The 16,690-nt window shown below is 74.5% G+C and carries 16 protein-coding genes; 9 read left to right on the forward strand and 7 right to left on the reverse strand.

What is annotated here, in order from left to right:
• The first annotated feature begins 130 nt into the window (after nucleotides 1-130).
• The 4 genes from OHV05_RS31425 (at nucleotide 131) to argB (ending at nucleotide 4,430) form a co-directional block, all read left to right on the forward strand.
• Nucleotides 131-1,972: a hypothetical protein gene (locus OHV05_RS31425; protein ID WP_405020696.1), complete on the forward strand. Its 1,842-nt coding sequence runs from the start codon at nucleotides 131-133 to the stop codon at nucleotides 1,970-1,972.
• 26 nt (nucleotides 1,973-1,998) lie between these two features.
• Nucleotides 1,999-2,811 carry a DUF4184 family protein gene (locus OHV05_RS31430; protein ID WP_405020697.1) on the forward strand — a complete coding sequence of 271 codons (813 nt, stop codon included), beginning with the start codon at nucleotides 1,999-2,001 and terminating at the stop codon, nucleotides 2,809-2,811.
• A 186-nt stretch (nucleotides 2,812-2,997) separates the two neighbouring features.
• Nucleotides 2,998-3,414 carry a MarR family winged helix-turn-helix transcriptional regulator gene (locus OHV05_RS31435; protein WP_405020698.1) on the forward strand — a complete coding sequence of 139 codons (417 nt, stop codon included), beginning with the start codon at nucleotides 2,998-3,000 and terminating at the stop codon, nucleotides 3,412-3,414.
• 167 nt (nucleotides 3,415-3,581) lie between these two features.
• A complete protein-coding gene (argB, locus tag OHV05_RS31440) occupies nucleotides 3,582-4,430 on the forward strand; it encodes an acetylglutamate kinase (RefSeq protein WP_405020699.1) in 849 nt (282 codons plus the stop codon).
• Here argB and OHV05_RS31445 read toward each other — a convergent pair.
• From OHV05_RS31445 to OHV05_RS31455, 3 genes are all read right to left on the reverse strand, one after another.
• Complete coding sequence (locus OHV05_RS31445) at nucleotides 4,427-5,755, reverse strand: serine hydrolase domain-containing protein (RefSeq protein WP_405020700.1); 1,329 nt, start codon at nucleotides 5,753-5,755, stop codon at nucleotides 4,427-4,429. The genes argB and OHV05_RS31445 overlap by 4 nt on opposite strands.
• Nucleotides 5,756-5,823: 68 nt before the next feature.
• The gene (locus tag OHV05_RS31450; RefSeq protein ID WP_405020701.1) at nucleotides 5,824-6,150 is read right to left on the reverse strand and encodes a hypothetical protein; all 327 of its coding nucleotides are present in this window, start codon (nucleotides 6,148-6,150) and stop codon (nucleotides 5,824-5,826) included.
• A gap of 45 nt (nucleotides 6,151-6,195) precedes the next feature.
• Nucleotides 6,196-6,837, reverse strand: a complete 642-nt coding sequence (locus tag OHV05_RS31455) for a MerR family transcriptional regulator (RefSeq protein WP_405020702.1) — start codon at nucleotides 6,835-6,837, stop codon at nucleotides 6,196-6,198.
• A gap of 108 nt (nucleotides 6,838-6,945) precedes the next feature.
• On the opposite strand from OHV05_RS31455, the gene OHV05_RS31460 reads away from it, so the two are divergent.
• Complete coding sequence (locus OHV05_RS31460) at nucleotides 6,946-7,449, forward strand: DUF4188 domain-containing protein (protein ID WP_405020703.1); 504 nt, start codon at nucleotides 6,946-6,948, stop codon at nucleotides 7,447-7,449.
• A 7-nt stretch (nucleotides 7,450-7,456) separates the two neighbouring features.
• On the opposite strand, the gene OHV05_RS31465 is transcribed toward OHV05_RS31460, so the two are convergent.
• On the reverse strand, nucleotides 7,457-7,921 hold the full coding sequence (locus tag OHV05_RS31465) for a GNAT family N-acetyltransferase (protein WP_405020704.1): 465 nt from the start codon (nucleotides 7,919-7,921) through the stop codon (nucleotides 7,457-7,459).
• Between the two features lie 167 nt (nucleotides 7,922-8,088).
• On the opposite strand from OHV05_RS31465, the gene OHV05_RS31470 reads away from it, so the two are divergent.
• Complete coding sequence (locus OHV05_RS31470) at nucleotides 8,089-9,330, forward strand: hypothetical protein (RefSeq protein WP_405020705.1); 1,242 nt, start codon at nucleotides 8,089-8,091, stop codon at nucleotides 9,328-9,330.
• A gap of 25 nt (nucleotides 9,331-9,355) precedes the next feature.
• Here OHV05_RS31470 and OHV05_RS31475 read toward each other — a convergent pair whose 3' ends face one another.
• From OHV05_RS31475 to OHV05_RS31485, 3 genes are read right to left on the reverse strand one after another with little or no spacing between them, the layout of a single operon-like run.
• Nucleotides 9,356-12,289, reverse strand: a complete 2,934-nt coding sequence (locus OHV05_RS31475) for an FAD-binding and (Fe-S)-binding domain-containing protein (RefSeq protein WP_405020706.1) — start codon at nucleotides 12,287-12,289, stop codon at nucleotides 9,356-9,358.
• Between the two features lie 53 nt (nucleotides 12,290-12,342).
• The gene (locus tag OHV05_RS31480; protein WP_405020707.1) at nucleotides 12,343-12,945 is read right to left on the reverse strand and encodes a GNAT family N-acetyltransferase; all 603 of its coding nucleotides are present in this window, start codon (nucleotides 12,943-12,945) and stop codon (nucleotides 12,343-12,345) included.
• Nucleotides 12,946-12,984: 39 nt separating this feature from the next.
• Nucleotides 12,985-14,286 (reverse strand): hypothetical protein, encoded by a 1,302-nt coding sequence (locus OHV05_RS31485; protein WP_405020708.1) that lies wholly within the window; start codon nucleotides 14,284-14,286, stop codon nucleotides 12,985-12,987.
• A 221-nt stretch (nucleotides 14,287-14,507) separates the two neighbouring features.
• Between OHV05_RS31485 and OHV05_RS31490 the strand changes: the two genes are divergently transcribed.
• The 3 genes from OHV05_RS31490 (at nucleotide 14,508) to OHV05_RS31500 (ending at nucleotide 16,666) form a co-directional block, all read left to right on the forward strand.
• The gene (locus OHV05_RS31490) at nucleotides 14,508-14,942 is read left to right on the forward strand and encodes an ATP-binding protein (protein ID WP_405020709.1); all 435 of its coding nucleotides are present in this window, start codon (nucleotides 14,508-14,510) and stop codon (nucleotides 14,940-14,942) included.
• A gap of 299 nt (nucleotides 14,943-15,241) precedes the next feature.
• The gene (locus OHV05_RS31495; RefSeq protein WP_405020710.1) at nucleotides 15,242-16,141 is read left to right on the forward strand and encodes a MerR family transcriptional regulator; all 900 of its coding nucleotides are present in this window, start codon (nucleotides 15,242-15,244) and stop codon (nucleotides 16,139-16,141) included.
• 108 nt (nucleotides 16,142-16,249) lie between these two features.
• Nucleotides 16,250-16,666 (forward strand): VOC family protein, encoded by a 417-nt coding sequence (locus OHV05_RS31500; protein WP_405020711.1) that lies wholly within the window; start codon nucleotides 16,250-16,252, stop codon nucleotides 16,664-16,666.
• Nucleotides 16,667-16,690 lie beyond the last annotated feature (24 nt).

The following is a 16,690-nucleotide window of genomic DNA, read 5'->3' on the forward strand; positions in this document are numbered from 1 at the left end:
CCCCGGGGTGGGCCGCCGTCGCGGCCCGCCCCGGCGACGTGCGTCATCGGACGGCGTAACCGTCGCATGATCGACTCGTTGGATGATGTGCGGCTCCGACCCGCCGCGACCGTCCCGGGGAGGCGTCCTGATGGTGCGACAGCTGCTCGGCACGTCGTCCCGTCACGAGGCGGCGCTGGTCCGGCACTACCCGAGGCTGGTCGGCCTGGCGTACCTGATCCTGCCGGTGGACCGGAAGCGGCACAGCCGGGTGCTCGCCGCCCACGCCACCGTCCAGCGGGCCCTGCCCGCCGGACTGCCCCGGCCCCGGGCGGCGGGGGACGGGAGCGGCGGGCAGGCGTACGAGGAGCTCCGGCTCCGGGTGCTGCGTGCCGCGCTGGCCCCGGTGCGGGGCCGACGGCCCGGGTTCGGCCCGCTGGTCTGGGGGCTCCGGCTGTTCACACCGAGCGGCGACCAGGAGGAACTGGCCCTGGACCGGGAGCTGGCCGGGCTGGCCCCGGCCGCCCGGGCGGCGTTCGCGCTCCGCACGGTGGAGGGCCTGACGGCCGGTCAGGCCGCCGAGCTGCTCGGCCGCGTGGAGGTGGCGGACCCGGCCGCCGCCGTCCGGGCCGCCGAGCCGGTGCTGGCACTGGCCGCCGCGACCGGCCGGGGTGCCGGGCTGTGGCCCGCCGTCGACGCCTGCCACGTCCGGGTCCAGCCGACCGACCTGCTGCGCCGGCGCCGGACCACGGCGGGCACCCTGGTGCTCGCCGGGCTGGGGATCGCGGCCCTGCTCACCCCGGCCCTGGCGGCCGGCCCGGTGCCGCCCGCCCCGGTCGCCCCCACGGCGGCGGCGCCCCGGCCCGGGCCGCGCACCGAGGCTCCGGACCGCTGGCGCAGCACCGCCCGGGTCGACTTCACCGCCTGGCCCGCCCGGGGCGACCGCCGCGCCGACGCCGCCCTGCTCGACCGGGCGCTGGCCGCCTGGGCCGGAGCCGGACCGGCCACCGAGGTCGAGGCGGGTACGGTGGCCGGTCCCCCGGTGGAGCAGCGGCCCCGGCTGCTGTTCGCCGGTGCCGTGGACGGCGTCCCGGTGGTGGTGCTGTACGACGGGCTGCGGATCGCCCGGTACACCGAGGGCCCGGGCGGTGGTCTGCTGCTCGGCGGCGCCGAGGACTCGGACGTGACCAGCGCGGCCGCCGTGGTGCTGCGCCGTTCCGGCGGGACGGTGCGCTACCTGCTCGCCCCGTGGATCGACACCGCCGAGACCCGCCGCCTGGACCGGCCGGACGCCCCCGCGAACCCGCTGGCCCGGCAGGACGGGGTGACCGACCCGGTGCCGGTCGGCGGCGGCGCGGGCTGTCCGGGTGACGTGCTGCTGCAACTGCGCTCCACCCCGGTGGTGGCGGAGAAGCACGCCTTCCTGCTCGCGGACGTGGGCGGGCTGCGCCCGGCCCGGCTCAGCTGGACCCCGCCGCCCGAGCAGGGCCCGGCCCGGTCGCCCCGGGAGGCGGTGAGCCCCGAGGCGCTGCGGGCCTGGGCCAGGGCCGCCTGCACCGTCCCGGACGCCTCGCCGGGGGTGCGACAGCTCAACCTGTGGGCCTTCGCCACCCAGCAACTGCCGGGCGGCGCGGGCCCGGTGAGCTGGTTCTGCCTGCGCAGCGACCGCTGGGGCGGCGAGGGCAGCGCCGCCACCGCCGTCCTGCTGCCCGGCCCGGCCGGTGCCGTCCGGACCGGCCGGGCCGACGGCCGGGCCTGCAGCCGGTACGAGCAGGACACCGTGGCCTGGGTCTGGTGGCGGTCCCCGCAGGGCGCCGAATTCCTGCTGGCGGCGGTCAGCCGCCGGGTGACCAGGCTCCAACTGCGCGGCCCGGACTGGTCGGTGGACCAGGCGGTGCCCGGCCGCACGCTCGCCGTTCAGCGTCCGGCCCGGAGCGCGGCCACCGTCGAGGCGGTCCAGGAGAACGGGACCAGGCTGCACCCCTTGGGCTGACCAGGCGAGTTGGGTACGGTATGGCCGTGCCGTTCACCTTCAGTCACCCCGCTGCCATCCTGCCTCTGCTGTCCCAGGGGCGGGGCCGAGGTCGACTGATCGCCTCCGGGCTGGTGGCCGGATCGGTCACGCCCGACCTGCCGTACTTCCTCGCCTCGCTCGCCCCCGGCCTGTACCGCTTCGGCGAGCAGACCCACGCCTGGTGGGGCGTGCCCACCCTGGACGTGCTGCTGGCCGCACTGCTGGTGCTGCTCTGGCACGGTCTGCTGCGGGCGCCGCTGGTCGCGCTGCTGCCGGTGCGCTGGGCCTGGGCGGCCGACCGGCTGACCGCCGCGCAGCGTCCCCGGGCCGAACTGCCCCGGCAGACCGGCTGGTTGCTGCTGTCGGGCGCGATCGGTGCGGCCACCCACGTGGGCTGGGACGCCTTCACCCACCACGACCGGGCGGGCGTGCGGCTGCTGCCGTTCCTGGCGGAGTGGCGGGTGGCCGGGCAGCCGCTGTTCACGGTGCTGCAGTACGGCTCCTCGGCCGTCGCGCTGGCCGGGCTGGGCTGGTACCTGGTGCGCGAGTTGCGGCTGATCGACACCGAGCGGGTGGCCCCGCTGCCCGCCCCGGCGTACAGCACGGCGACCCGGCTGGCGGTGCTCGGCGTGGTGACCGCCGGGGCGGTGGTCGGCGCGGCGCTGCGGATCGAGCGCTGGCACCACGCCTACCCCGGCTCCTCGGGCTGGGACCTGATCCCGACCACCGCCTTCGGGGTGGTGGCCGGGGTCGGGGCCGCGCTGGTGGCGCACGCCCTGGTGGCGCGGGCGGTGGCAGCCCGGGTGCGGACCTGGTGACCGCCGGGGCCGCTCGGGCCGGCCGGACGGTGCCGAGTCGGCCGAAGTGACAGATCGTCAGGCGGATATCGGTTCGTGTTGACCTGGATTCCGTGGCTAGGTTAGCCTTGCCTAACTATGAATCGAACGGTTGGCCGGGAGACCCGGGTCGGGACCTGCCCTCGGGCCGGACGGGAGGCGGTCCGGATGACCGGGCTGCTCGGCCTGACGACCTATCTGATGTCCAGTGCCGGCCGGAACGCCCGGGCCAGCCTGGCCGCCAGCGTGGCCCGGCGGGGCCTGCGGCTCTGGCACGTGGCCGTGCTGGAGGCCCTGGTCGCGGCGGGCTCGCTGGCCAAGGGCGAACTCGCCGCCCGGCTGGACATCAACCCCAGCGACATCGTCAAGGTGGTGGACGACCTGAGCGGCCAGGGCTACCTGGCCTGCACCCGGTCCGCCCGCGACCGGCGCCGGATCGACGTCTCGGTCACCCCCGCCGGCCGGGCCCTGCTGGCCGAGCTGTCCGAGGAGCTGGCGGCGGTCGAGGCGGACGTGCTGGCGCCGCTGAGTGACGGCGAACGGGCCCAGCTCGCCGAACTGCTGGGGCGGTTGACCGCTTCCTGACGAGCGGGCTCTCGACCGTCGTCGCGGAGCCCGGGCCCGGCCCGGGGGCGACCGCCGATGTTCTTCTGGCGGACATCCTCGGGCCGCTCGCAACCCGTTGGATGGAGCCGACGGTGAGCCGGTCGGTCCAGGTCGACATTGGGGGAGCTTTGAGCGGTCGCGCTGGCTTGCTGGAGCGGTTTCGCGGCAGCATCGTGGTGGTGAAGTTCGGTGGGAACGCCATGGTGGACGGTGGGTTGAAGGCGGCTTTCGCGGCTGATGTGGTCGAGTTGCGGCGGGCTGGTGTGTGTCCGGTGGTGGTGCATGGTGGTGGTCCGCAGATCAGTGCCCAGTTGGGCCGGTTGGGGTTGGAGTCGTCGTTCGCGGCGGGTCTGCGGGTGACCACGCCGGAGGTGATGGATGTGGTGCGGATGGTGCTGGCGGGTCAGGTGCAGCGTGAGCTGGTGGGTCTGGTCAATGCTTTCGGTCCGTTCGCGGTGGGGATGACGGGTGAGGATGCGCGCACCATGACGGCGGTGAAGCGGTATGCGGTGGTGGAGGGTCGTCGGGTGGACATCGGTCTGGTGGGTGATGTGGTCGGTGTCGAGGCGGGTGTGGTGCGGGCGTTGATCGCGGACGGGCGGATTCCGGTGATCTCCTCGATCGCGCGGGGTGTGGACGGTCAGGTGTACAACGTGAACGCGGACACGGCGGCTGCGGCGCTGGCGATCGAGTTGGGGGCGGCCCGGTTGCTGGTGCTGACCGATGTCGAGGGTCTGTATGCCGACTGGCCGGACTCCGGTTCTCTGATCGACCGTCTGACGGCAAGTGAACTCGATGCTCTGCTGCCGGTGTTGACGAGCGGGATGCTGCCGAAGATGGAGGGCTGCCTGCGGGCCGTCCGGGCGGGTGTCGGCAGCGCCCGGGTGCTGGACGGCCGGGTCCGACACGCCCTGCTCCACTCGTTCACCGCCGACCCCGGCGGGACGCTGGTGGTGCCGGACGCGGAGCTGGGCGCGCTCGCGCTACAGGTCTAGGCAGGGTTCAGGGTGCAGGGGTGGCTGAGGAAGCTGCCCAGCAGGCCGGTGGCGTCGCCGTTCTTGAAGGTGCGGGCGGCGCCGGTCAACCGGCCCTGGTCGAGGCGGAGTTCGAGGCCGAGTTCCGGTCCGGCGAGCCGGGCGTCGGCGGTCGGGAGCTGGAGCGGGAAGGTGGCCCGCAGGTCGTACGCCCGGGTCGCCGTGACCGGGGCGGTGGCCCGTTCGCCGCTGCTCAGGCGGAGTTCCGCCGTGTGGTCGGCCAGGAGCTCCAGGGTCAGCGGGAGTTGACCCTCGGGCGTGCTGACGGTGCCGGTCCAGCGGCCCGGCGGGAGGGCCGTCGGGCGGGCGGGGTCGTCGATCACCGGGGCGATCAGGTCACCGGTGAACTCTGGGACCAGGGCGGTCAGGATGTGCTGGACGACCGCGTCGCGGGCCGCCTTGGCGGTGGAGTTGGTCAGCACCGCCACCGAGAGCCGCTGCCCGGGGACGGTGGCGAGCATCGCCGCCACGCCGCCCATGCCGCCGCCGTGGCTCTGCACCACCGGACCGTCGCCGTTCGACACCACCCAGCCGAGGCCGTACCCCAGGCGGGTGTTGAGCGGCAGGGCCGCCCGCACGGCCGCCGCCGTCTCCGGCTTCAGCAGGCCCGGGTAGCCCTGGGCGAACCGCACCAGGTCGGTGGCGGTCGCCCAACCCTCGGTCGCGCCGGGGTGGTTGGTGGCGCAGCGCGCGGGATAGGCCCGGCCGTCGACGGTGTACTTCACCGCGACCGGGGCGGGCCCGGGATACGACGGTCCGAGGTGCCAGTCGGTCAGCCCGAGCGGCCCGCTCACCCGCTCCCGGACGAACTCCGCGAGCGATCGGCCGGTGACGGTCTCCAGCAGCTGCCCGAGCGCCCGGTAGCCGAGGTTGGCGTACTCGAAGGCCCCGCCGGGCTCGCGGAACGGCACGGCGTACGGCTCGGCGTCGATCGGGGGTTCGCCGTCGCCGTAGTGGAAGTCGTAGTGCGCCCCGAAGCCGCCCCGGTGCTGGAGCAGCTGACGCACCGTCGGTGCGGCCGGGCGGCGACCGTCGGGCACGGGTCCGTCGAGGTCCAGCAGCCCGCCGTCGGCGGCCAGGCAGACGGCGACGGCGGTGACCGCCTTGGTGACCGAGGCCAGCGCGTACGCGGTGCCGGGCGTCGCGGGAACCCCGGCAGCGACGTCCGCCAGTCCGTACGCCTCGGCGAGCACGACCTCGCCCCGCTCGGCCACCGCCACGGAGACCGAGGGGCAGTCGTGTTCGCGCAGTGCCTCGGCGCAGTACTCCGCCAGTCCGTCGAGCATGGGGCCGCCTTGTCCGCGCCGGATACGCCGTCAGGACCCAACCCTAGTGTCGTGCCCGGGGTGGTGGCTCAGCGGACGCCCGCCGCCGACAGGTACTCCGGAAGGAGGGGGCCGAGCAGGCGGTCGAGGTCGGCGGCGAGCAGGGCGCGGGCCGGCGCGGGAACGGCCAGCAGCGGGTGGTGGCCGGCCGCGATGCTCAGCCACTGTTCCAGGACGTCGCCGACCCGGGGTGGTTCGTCGCCGGGAGCGCGGAAGGGCCGGGCGGCGGTGGTCCGGCCGGGTGCGGCGGCCAGGCGGACCAGCCAGCCCTCCGGGGCGTCGGTGCGGTCGGCCCGGGCGATCGTGACGCCGTCGCGGTCGGCGAGGCGCCGGAGGAGTTCGGAGTGGCGGAACACGCCACCAGCCTGGCACCGGTCCGGCGGGGTGTCGACGGGCCCGGGTCAGAGGCCGAAGCGGCGGGTGGCCTCCTGTTCCTGGGCCAGGCGGCGGAGGTTGAGCAGGACCGGTTCGAACAGGACCGCCGAGGCGATGGCGGACTCGATCTGTTCGACGGCGGTGTGCAGCCGCTCCATCCGGTCGAGGTCGTGGACGGCGGTTCGTTCCATCTGCTCCGCGTACGGGACGAGGTCGTCCGCGTCGAGCGGGAAGCCGGCCCGGTGGAGCGAGGCCACCGAGGCGATCAGCTCGCGGTAGACGGGGGAGAGCGGGCCGAGATCGGCGGCGTCGGCCCAGCCGAGCCGGGTGAGCATCCGGTTGACCTCGCGGGTGGCGTCGACCACGGCCGGGTCCGCCGGCTCCGGCTCGGCGGCCCGGGGGAGGGACCAGAGCGCGGCGCCCAGCCGGATGGTGCGGCTCAGCGACTCGTCGTCGACCTGGGCCAGCACCTCGCGGACGGTGGCCACCGGGATCCGGCCGACCTGGACCATCGCCCGGACCAGCCGCAGCCGGCGCAGGTGCGCGTCGTCGTAGTCGGCCTGGGTGGCGTTCACCCGGTGCCCGGGCGCCAGCAGGCCCTCACGCAGGTAGTACTTGATCGTGGCGATCGAGACCTGGCTCTGCTCGCTCAGATCGGCCAGTCGCATCCCTTGTGCCCTTCCCTTGAACGGTGCCACCATCCCAGGTGTTGAATAGTCAGACTATCCAACCATGGGCGACTGAAACGGCGTCGCCCGGGTCACCAGGGGGGTGCCGTGTTCGCCAAGCCAAATCCCGGCCGTACCACTGCCGCCGCCGAGGGGGAGGTCGTCCTCTTCCTGCTCGGCATGCGGATCAACCACTTCTGGGCGGTGCACCGCTGGCTGCCCGTCGCGGTCTCGATGCCCGTGCTGCTGCGTGAGCTCTCCCGGGACAAGGAGAGCGGGCTGCTGGGCAGTCAACTGCTCAGCGGGTCGCCGCGCACCTACTACGTGGTCCAGTACTGGGAGTCGAAGGAGAAGCTGCTCGCCTACGCAGCCGCTCCCGAGCGGCTGCACCGCAAGGCCTGGGCGATGATCAACCGGTACGAGCAGACGTCCCGTCAGCACGTGGGGATCTGGCACGAGACGTACATCGTGCAGCCCGGCTCGTACGAGTCGATCTACGGGGACATGCCGCCGTACGGCCTGGCGGCCGCCACCGGGGTGCTGCCGATCGAGCGGCGCGGGGCCAGTGCCCGCGAGCGGCTGGCCAGGGCGGCGCGGAAGCGGGAGGAGTGAGCGAGCCTCAGGTCCGGAGGTAGACCCGGGAGTTGCGGGCCGGGTCGAGGGCGGCGGCCCAGGCGGGCGGGGCCAGCCGGGTCGGGATCTCGGTGAAGCCGTGGTGCAGGAACAGCCGGGCGGAGCCGGTGGTGGCGGTGTAGACGGGACGGCCGTCGGCCCGGCGGAGCACGGCGCCGAGCAGTTCGGAGCCCAGCCCGCCGCCCTGGCCGGCCCGGTGCACGCAGAAGTTGTAGAGCGCGGTGGCCCCGCCCGGCAGCGTGCGCAGCGCGACGCACCCCGCCAACCCGGCCGCCCCGGGGGAGACCAGGAAGTCGGCCGCCGCCGAACGGTAGTCGGCCAGGCTGCGAAGGCGCAGCGCCCCGGAGCGGACGAACGGGGCGGAGAGCGCGAACAGAGCCCGGGCGTCGTCGCCGGCCGCCGAGCGGATGGCACCTGCGGTGAGGGTGCCGGCCATCGGAAGGGGTGACATCCTGGCTCCTGTCATTAGGTTAGCCTAACCATATCTAAAGACTTCTGTGGTTGGACCGCCCGGAGGGAACGGCCCGGCGACACGCCCACGGTCGGCGCTCTCGGGTGGCTCCGGACGGCTTGGCGGCGATAGTGGGCCCCGCCGTTCACCTCCACCGGGGAGTCGCCGTGAAGTTCCGTCTTGCCCGCTGTGCCGCCGTCACCGGACTCTGCCTGCTCAGCCTCGGCAGTCCGATGGCCGGTCGGAGTACGGCGGCGGTCCGGGCGGTGACGGTGAGCGCGTGCGACCCCGACACCACCAGGCCCGGTGCCGTCCGCAGCGTCGACGTCGACGACGCCTGGCTCGCCGACGGCCGGATCGCGGCGGTGATGAACAACCCGGGCGCGGTCAACCCGGGCATCGGTGCCCCGCCACCGACCCCGGGGGCCTTCGGCGGCACGCCGCTGTGCGTGGTCGGGCCGGTGACCGACGGCACCCCGTTGCCGGCCCGGTGGATCTTCTGCCTGGACTACGGTGTGCCCGCCTGCGGTGAGGCGCCGCTGCGCGACTCCGGCCGTCAGGGCGGCCGCACCCCGCTGAGCGCGCTGCAGCGGGCCAGGATCGCGTATGTGCTGGGGCCGTTGGCGGACTACTCGACCTCCACCACCCGCAGCCTGATGGCCCAGTACATCTGGTGCGTGACCGAGAACAGCGCCCCCGGCGGCCCGCTGCCCGACCCCCGGCCGGGCGCGGTCTGCCCGGACTGGACGGCCGTCGACGGCACGCTCGCTCCCGAGCCCGCGCTCACCGTCACCCCCGTTCCCGCCGAGGCCGAGCCGGGCTCGCAGGTCCGGTTCACGGTCGACAGCACCGCCCCGGCACTGACCGTCGAGCGCACCGGACTGGACGGCCTGGAGCTCTGCCCCGGCCAGGGCGGGGCTACCCTGGCCGCCGATCTGCTGACGCTCGCCCCCGGCAGCTCCACCGTCGCCCTGTGTGCGGTCCGGAACACCGCCGGGCCGGGTCTGCTGAAGCTCGGCTCGGCCCAACCGGTCGAGCGCACCGAGTCGTTCATGGTGAGCAGCGGCACCGACGACAACTGCCAGGGCTTCGTGGACTCCCGCCGGACCAGCCGGACCCTGACCGCCACGGCCGACGCCACCTGGGCGGCCCGCGAGGTCACCGCCGTGACCTCGCCGTCGTCGCCGCGACCGGAGGCCGCTCCGCCGACCACCGACGCGTCGGCATCCGCGACGGCTCCGGCATCCGTGACCGCCCCGGCCGAGTCGCCGGAGCGACCCCAGGAACAGTCCGGGGAGCCCGGCAGGCCCGAACTCGCCGACACCGGAACGGCCGTGGCGCCGTGGGGAGCCGCCGCCGCGCTCGCACTGGTGACCGTCGGCGTCGCCGTTCGTCGGCGGCGTTCCTGAGACCGACCACCATCTGCCGGTCGGTCTACGGTCGGGTCGCCCGCTCCAGCTCCAGCAGCACCGAGTGGTACGGGCGGCCGGTGGCGTGCTCCAGGCCGAGCTCGCACATCCGGTTCGCCGAGAGGTGGGCCGAGAACTCACGGGCCGTCACCTCGGCGGCCTCCCTGGCGGTGGCCGACTCGGTCAGCTCCCGGTGCAGCATGCCCCGGTCGCCCGCGAAGGCGCAGCAGCCCGCGTCGTCCGGGACGACCACCTCGTCCGCGCAGGCCGCCGCGACCGCGCGGAGCTGCTCCTCGTCGCCGAGGTGGCGCATCGAGCAGGTCGGGTGCAGCACGGCCGAGCCGACCGTGCGCAGCACCGTCAGATCCGGCAGCAGCCCGGCCGCCCAGACCACCGAGTCCAGCACCGTGAGCCCGGCGTGCAGTTCGCGGTTGGGCGCGGTGAGGTACGGGACCACCTCGTGCGCGAGGCCGAGCGTGCAGGAGGAGGCGTCCACCACCAGCGGGAGCCGGCCGCCGCCGGTCCAGCCCCAGGCGGCCTCGACGATCCGGTTGGCCATCACGGCGTTGCCCCGGTCGTAGCCCTTGGAGTGCCAGATGGTGGCGCAGCACGTCCCGGTCAGGTCGGACGGGATCCAGACCGGCTTCCCGGCCCGGGCCGAGACCGCCACCAGCGCCTCGGGCAGGGTGGGCCCCTGATGGCCGGCCGGTTCGCCGAAGATCCGGTTCACGCAGGCGGGGTAGTAGACGGCGGCGGCGCCGGGGCGGGTGGTGGCGGGCATGGTGCGCTCGGCGGCGCCCGGGATCTCCGGCAGCCAGGCCGGCACCAGGTCGGGGCGGATCACCCGGCGGGCGGCGCCGGTCACCGACTCCAGCAGCCGGTCGCCGGTCCGCAGCCGGTCACCGATCCGTTCGGCCGCCCCGACGGCGAGCCGGGCGGAGCGCTCCACCGCCGAGAAGTGCTCGGCGAACAGTGCGGCGGTGCGCTCCTCGCGCGGCGAGTGCCGCTGGTGCCGGAACTGCTTCATCAGCGCGCCGGTGTCGATGCCGACCGGACAGGCCAGCTTGCAGGTGGAGTCGCCCGCGCAGGTGTCGACCGCGTCGTAGCCGTACGCGGCCAGCAGCTCGGCCCCGACCGGGGAGTCGGCCGGCTGGCGCATCAACTCGCGGCGCAGCACGATCCGTTGGCGCGGCGTGGTGGTCAGGTCGCCGCTCGGGCAGGTCGGCTCGCAGAAGCCGCACTCGATGCACGGGTCGGCGATCTGCTCCACCCGGGGGATGGTCTTCAGGCCGCGCAGGTGGGCCGCCGGGTCGCGGTCCAGCACCACCCGGGGTGCCAGGATCCCGTGCGGGTCGATCAGTTGCTTGAGCCGCCACATCAACTCGGTCGCCTGCGAACCCCATTCGAGCTCCAGGAACGGTGCGATGTTCCGGCCGGTGGCGTGCTCGGCCTTCAGTGAGCCGTCGAACCGGTGCACGGTCAGCTCGCAGAACGCGGTCATGAAGGCGGCGTACCGGTCCAGGTCGCCCTGGTCGGCCGGGTCGAAGGCGAGCAGGAAGTGCAGGTTGCCGTGCGCGGCGTGGCCGGCCACCGCGGCGTCGAAGCCGTGCTCGGCCTGCAGCGCGAGCAGCTCCTCGCAGGCGTCCGCCAGCCGGGACGGCGGGACGGCGAAGTCCTCGGTGATCAGCGTGGTGCCGGGCGGCCGGGCCGAGCCGATCGCGGTGACGAACGCCTTCCTGGCCTTCCAGTAGCCGCCGACGGTGGCCGGGTCGCGGGTGAAGGCGTTGGTCACCGAGGCGGCCGGGGTGATCAGCGGCAGCCCGGCGAGCAGCCCGGTGGCCAGCTGCTCGGCCGCCGCCAGCGCCGCCTCGTCCGGGGCGCGGAACTCCACCAGCAGGGCGGCGGTCTCCTTCGGCAGCCCGGCCCAGTCGGCCGGTACGCCCGGCACCGCCGCCGAGGCCCGCAGGGTGTTGCCGTCCATCAACTCCACGGCCAGCGCGCCGGCTTCGTTGAACGCCGGGACGGCGGCGGCCGCCGCGCGCAGCGAGGGGAAGAACAGCAGCGCGGCGGAGACCAGCCGGTGCAGCGGGAGGGTGTCGAAGACCGTCTCGGTGATGAACCCGAAGGTCCCCTCCGAGCCGACCATCAGCCCGCGCAGGATCGCGGCCGGGGTCGCGGCGTCCAGGAAGGCGTCCAGCCGGTAGCCGTTGGTGTTCTTGATCTCGTACTTGGCCCGGATCCGCCGCACCAGCGCGGGGTCGGCCTCGATCTCCGCCTTGAGGGCGGACAGACCGGCGCAGAGCACGGGTTCACGCTCCGTCAGCAGGGCGTCGGCGTCCGGGGCGGCGGTGTCCAGCACGGTACCCGAGGGCAGCACCACGGTGAGCGAGGCGAGCGTGCGGTAGGAGTTGCGGGTGGTCCCGGCGGTCATCCCGGAGGAGTTGTTCGCCACCACCCCGCCCAGCGTGCAGGCGATCGCACTGGCCGGGTCGGGGCCGAGCACCCGGCCGTGCCGGGCCAGTGTGGCGTTGGCCCGGGCCACCGTGGTGCCGGGGCGGATCCGGGCCCGCTCGCCCTCCACCGCGATCCCGGCCCAGTGCCGCCGGACGTCCAGCAGGATGTCCTCGCCCTGCGCCTGCCCGTTCAGGCTGGTGCCCGCTGCCCGGAGGACCACGTGCCGTCCGTGCCGGTGGGCGTAGCCGAACACCGCCGACACGTCCGCCACCGACTCGGCGACCACCACCACCTGCGGCACGAACCGGTACGGGCTGGCGTCCGAGGCGTACCGCACCAGGTCGGAGACCTTGCTCAGCACCTTGCCCGGGCCGAGCAGCGCGGTCAGCCCGTCGCGCAGCCCGGCCGGGGTGCCGGTGGACCGGGCCGCCTCGACCCGGTCGTGGGCGGGCGCCGCCAGGGTGGCGGGCCGCAGGGTCTCCGGGTCCGGCTCCAGCAGCGGCATGGCGGCGACCTCTCCTCGACTCCGGCGGGTCGGCTCCGCCGGGCAGCCTCCAGCTATACCGGACCGGCCGCGGTCCGCCCAGGACCCCGGCCCGTCTCGGCCGCCGGCGTCGGGGGCAGCAGCATCGCGTCGTACTCGGGGGACTCGGGGGCGTGCCTGATTCGCCCGCCGATCACCCGGTACCCCCACCTCGGGTAGGCGCTGCGGGCGGGCTCGTTGTCGAAGATGCAGGTCAGCACCGTCCAGGTCTCGTCCCGGCCGGCCACCATCTCGTCGTGCAGCCGTCGGCCGACCCCGTGCCCGGTGTGCTCGGGCAGCACCATCAGCTCCCGGAGCCAGAACACCCGGCCGGCCTCGGCGGCGGCCCGGGCGGCGGGCGGCCTGGCCTCGCCGAGGCTGCGCCACCAGGCCCGGTCGGCGGGCAGGGTGGCCCCGTGCACCAGGCCCAGCAGCTCGCCGGACCGGCGGGCGGTGACGGTCTCGAAACCCGTCATCTCCAGGGCGCCGTGCAGGCGTTCGGCGAACGAGTCGACCGAGAAGAACGGGTCCCCGGCGTACGGCGGGACGTCGTAGACCACCCGGTAGAGCGCCACCAGGTCGTCGAACACCTCCTTCGCCGCCGGGCCCGGGTAGCGGGTCAGCTCGAGGTCGGTCACGGGAGTCTCTCCTCGGGGTCGGACGGGTCTGCGGGCCGGTCAGGCCGTGTGCGCGGTCAACTGCTCGGCGGTGTGCCGGACTTCGGGGATCAGGTGGTGCGGTCCGAGGCCGTCCCGGACCAGCTCCAGCTGGCGGCGGTTCCTGGTGGAGGTCATCCCGCCCTGGATCAGCCGCAGCGACTCCTGGGCGGCGGCCACCGTACGGTCCAGGTCGCGGTCGCGCAGGGCCGCGTAGGACAGCCGGGCCAGGCACATCCCCCGGTTCCTGGAGTGCTCGATGTCCTGGAGCTCGGCGGAGCGCTCCAGCAGCCGGACCGAGCGCTTGAACTGGCCGAGGTCCAGCCGGCACATGCCCTCCAGGCAGGTCAGCTCGGCCTCGTTGAGGAAGGCCACCCAGTCCGGGTCGCGGTCGCCGGTGCCCTGGGCGAACAGCTGCCAGGCCCGCTTGACCGCCGTCGAGCAGGCCAGTTCGTTGCCCATCCGGGCGTAGCCCTGGGCCGCCCGGACCGCGAGCAGGGCGGACACCCGGGGCGGTGCCTGCCAGCGGGCGGCGTGGCCCTGGGCGACCCGGGCGAACCGGACCGCCTCCCTGGGCTTGCCCAGGTCGACGCTCTGCCGGGCCATGTTGGACAGCGTCCGGGTGGCCAGCACGTCGTTGCCCGCCAGCATGGCGGTGTTGAGGGCCTCGGAGAAGTACACCCTGGCCTCGGCCTGCTGGTCCGCGTCGTAGCAGAACCAGCCGAGCGAGGTGGTCAGTTCACCGGCCAGGCCCTGGAGCTCCAGGCCGACCTCGTCCGGGTAGCTGCCCTGGTCGATCAGGTGGTGCACCCAGGACAGGTGCGAGCGCGCCGAGCGCCACAGCCGGTCGCCGCCGAACCGCTGGTCGATCGCGTCCAGGTCCAGTGCGGTGGCCCGCAGACCCTCGATCTCCTCGTGGCCGACCCGGAGTCGGCGGCGACCGGAGTCGCCCGGGGCGAGCCAGGGCAGCCCGAGGGCGGCGGCGCCGGTGGCGAGTGCTTCGCGACGGTTCACAGGCGGGATCATGGCCGGTTCGGCGGCCGCCGGTCCACTCGGCCCGGCGCAGCGGCCGCCCGGCGGGCGGAATCCCAGGTACTCCGGGCCCCGGTCGAAGGCGGCCCGCAGGGCGGTGGCGTAGTCGGGCCGGGGCCAGGGCGGCGCCGGGGTCTCCCAGCGCCGGTACGTCCGGACGCTGACCGTGAAGGTGGTGTCCCGCAGCTCGGTGCGGCCGGCGCAGCTGATGCCCTCGGCCGCCCGTTCCTGGGAGAACCAGCCCTTGGACACCCGGGCGGCGTAGAGGTGTTCGTTGCCGGGCGCGCTCATGCATGACCCCCTGACGGTTCGTTACCGCGCCCACGCTAGGGGGATCACCGGGCGCGCCGCCCGGTTCCGCCGGAAAAGTCCACCTCGCAGGTGACCCGACCGGCCGTCCGATGGCCGCTGGATGGCCGCTCGGCGTCCTGGCCGGGCCGGTCCCGGGACGGAACCCTGAGCGGAGCACGCGCGAGACCCGCCGTCGATCCCGAGCCCCCGGAGCGAGACACATGATGGCCAGCACGCAGGCGGGGCGACAGCTCCGCGAGTGGGAGACGGTCTGGGCGGCCGCGCCGGCCTCGGTCGGCCCGGCCCGCCGTCAGGTCCGCGCCGTCCTGGCCGAACGGGGTTGGCCGGCCGACCGTCTGGACGATCTGCTGCTGATCTGCTCGGAGTTGGTGACCAACGCCGTCCGGCACGCCGGCGACCCCGGTGGGGAGGTGCGGATCCGGCTGCTGGAGACCGGGGACGCCTGCCGGATCGAGGTCACGGACACCCGGCCCGACCTCCCGCTGCCCGGTCTGCCGACGGTCCGGGACGAGGGCGGCCGGGGCCTGCTGCTGGTCCGCTCGCTGGCCGCCGACTTCGGTGTCGCCGGGCACCCGGGCCGGGGCAAGACGGTGTGGGCCGTGGTCCGCCGGAACCGGTGCCGGGCCCGGCCCTAGGCCCGCAGGTGCGCCAGCACGGACGCCATCGCCCGCTCCACCGCCAGGACCGACTCCGGGGTGTGGTCCAGGACTTCGAAGCCGTGCCGGCCGTTCGGCACGGACCTCGGCGCCCGCCGCCGTCAGATGCTCCGTCACGTCCTGCCACACCAGGCCGCCGGTGAAGCTCTCCGCCACCAGAATGAACGCCGTCATGACTGTCTCCTCGTACCGTTCGGTCCGCGCCCCGGGTCGGCTGCGCTGCTCCGCACGGTAGGAGCTCCCCCTGAGGGAGATTCAAGGGATGACATCCTGGGGGCATGTGGAGCATCGGAGAACTCGCCGAGCGCGCGGGGGCCACGGTCAAGACCGTTCGCTACTACTCGGACCAGGGGCTGCTGCCCGAGGCCGCGCGCAGCAGCGGCGGCCACCGCAGGTACGGGCCGGAGGCGCTGGACCGGCTCGGGCTGATCCGCTCGCTGCGCACCCTGGACCTGCCGGTCGCCGAGGTGACCCGGGTGCTGGAGCGGGAGGAGGTGCTGGAGGACGTGATCGCCGGGCAGCTCCGCGAGCTCGGCTCGCAGCTGACCGCGCTGCGCTGGCGGGAGGCCGCGCTCCAGCTGCTCCGGGACTGCGCCGGCGAGGAGCGGGCCGACCGGCTGCGGCTGATCGGTGCGATCGGCACCTCGCCGAACACCGAGGTGCTGGCCAGGTTCTGGCGCCGGCTGCTGCCGCTGCGGCTGCCGGCCGGGCTGGTCTCCTCGATCCTCGACGAGGCGGTCCCGCAGCCGCCGGCCGATCCGACCCCGGACCAGGTGCTGGCCTTCGCCCGGCTGCACGCGCTCGCCGACGAGTTCTGCCGGAACGACTGCCGCCCGGCGCCGCTGGCCGAGGAGGGCTACCGCCCGGCGGTGTTCTACCAGGGGCTCGGCGAGGCGTACGCGCTGGCCCGGACGGACCTGCTGGCGTTCCGGCCGCCGGGGGACGAGGCGCTGGACTGCTTCGTCGCAGCCCACGCCGACTCGCGCGGGCTGCGCGACACCCCCGCCTTCCGCCGGGAGCTCAGCGCCGGACTGGCGCAGGGCGCCGACCCGGTGATGGTCCGTTACTGGAAGCTGACCGCCGAGGTGTCCCGCGCACCGGAGCCGACCATGGGCGCCACCCACCACTGGCTGCAGACCGCCCTCGACCAGCGGCTCGGGCCGACCGGGGACGCCTGATCGCAGCAGTAGCGGTGGTCGGCTGTCAGTGCCCGGTGCCAGGCTCGGAACTGCTCGGCCGACCGGCTGGGCGACTGGCGGCACCGTACGGAAGAGAGCCCTGCTCCCATGGCAAAGATGATCTTCGTCAACCTCCCGGTCAAGAACCTCGACAAGTCGATCGAGTTCTTCGAGGCGGTCGGGTACTCGTTCAACCCGCAGTTCACCGACGAGACCGCCTCCTGCATGGTGATCAGCGACACCATCTTCGCGATGCTGCTCACCGAAGCCCGGTTCGCCGACTTCACCAAGAAGCCGATCGCCGACGCGACCGCCAGCACCGAGGTGATCACGGCGCTCAGCGCGGACAGCCGGGCCGAGGTGGACGAGCTGGTCGACAAGGCGATCGCGGCCGGCGCCGGGGCCGTCAACGACCCGATGGACCTGGGCTTCATGTACAGCCGCAGCTTCCAGGACCTGGACGGCCACCAGTGGGAGTACGTCTGGATGGACCAGGCGGCGATGGCGGAGCAGGCGCAGTCCTGACGGTCGCCGTCACCCGTCCTGCCG

This window comes from Kitasatospora sp. NBC_00070 (assembly GCF_045041205.1).
Lineage (GTDB): Bacteria > Actinomycetota > Actinomycetes > Streptomycetales > Streptomycetaceae > Kitasatospora.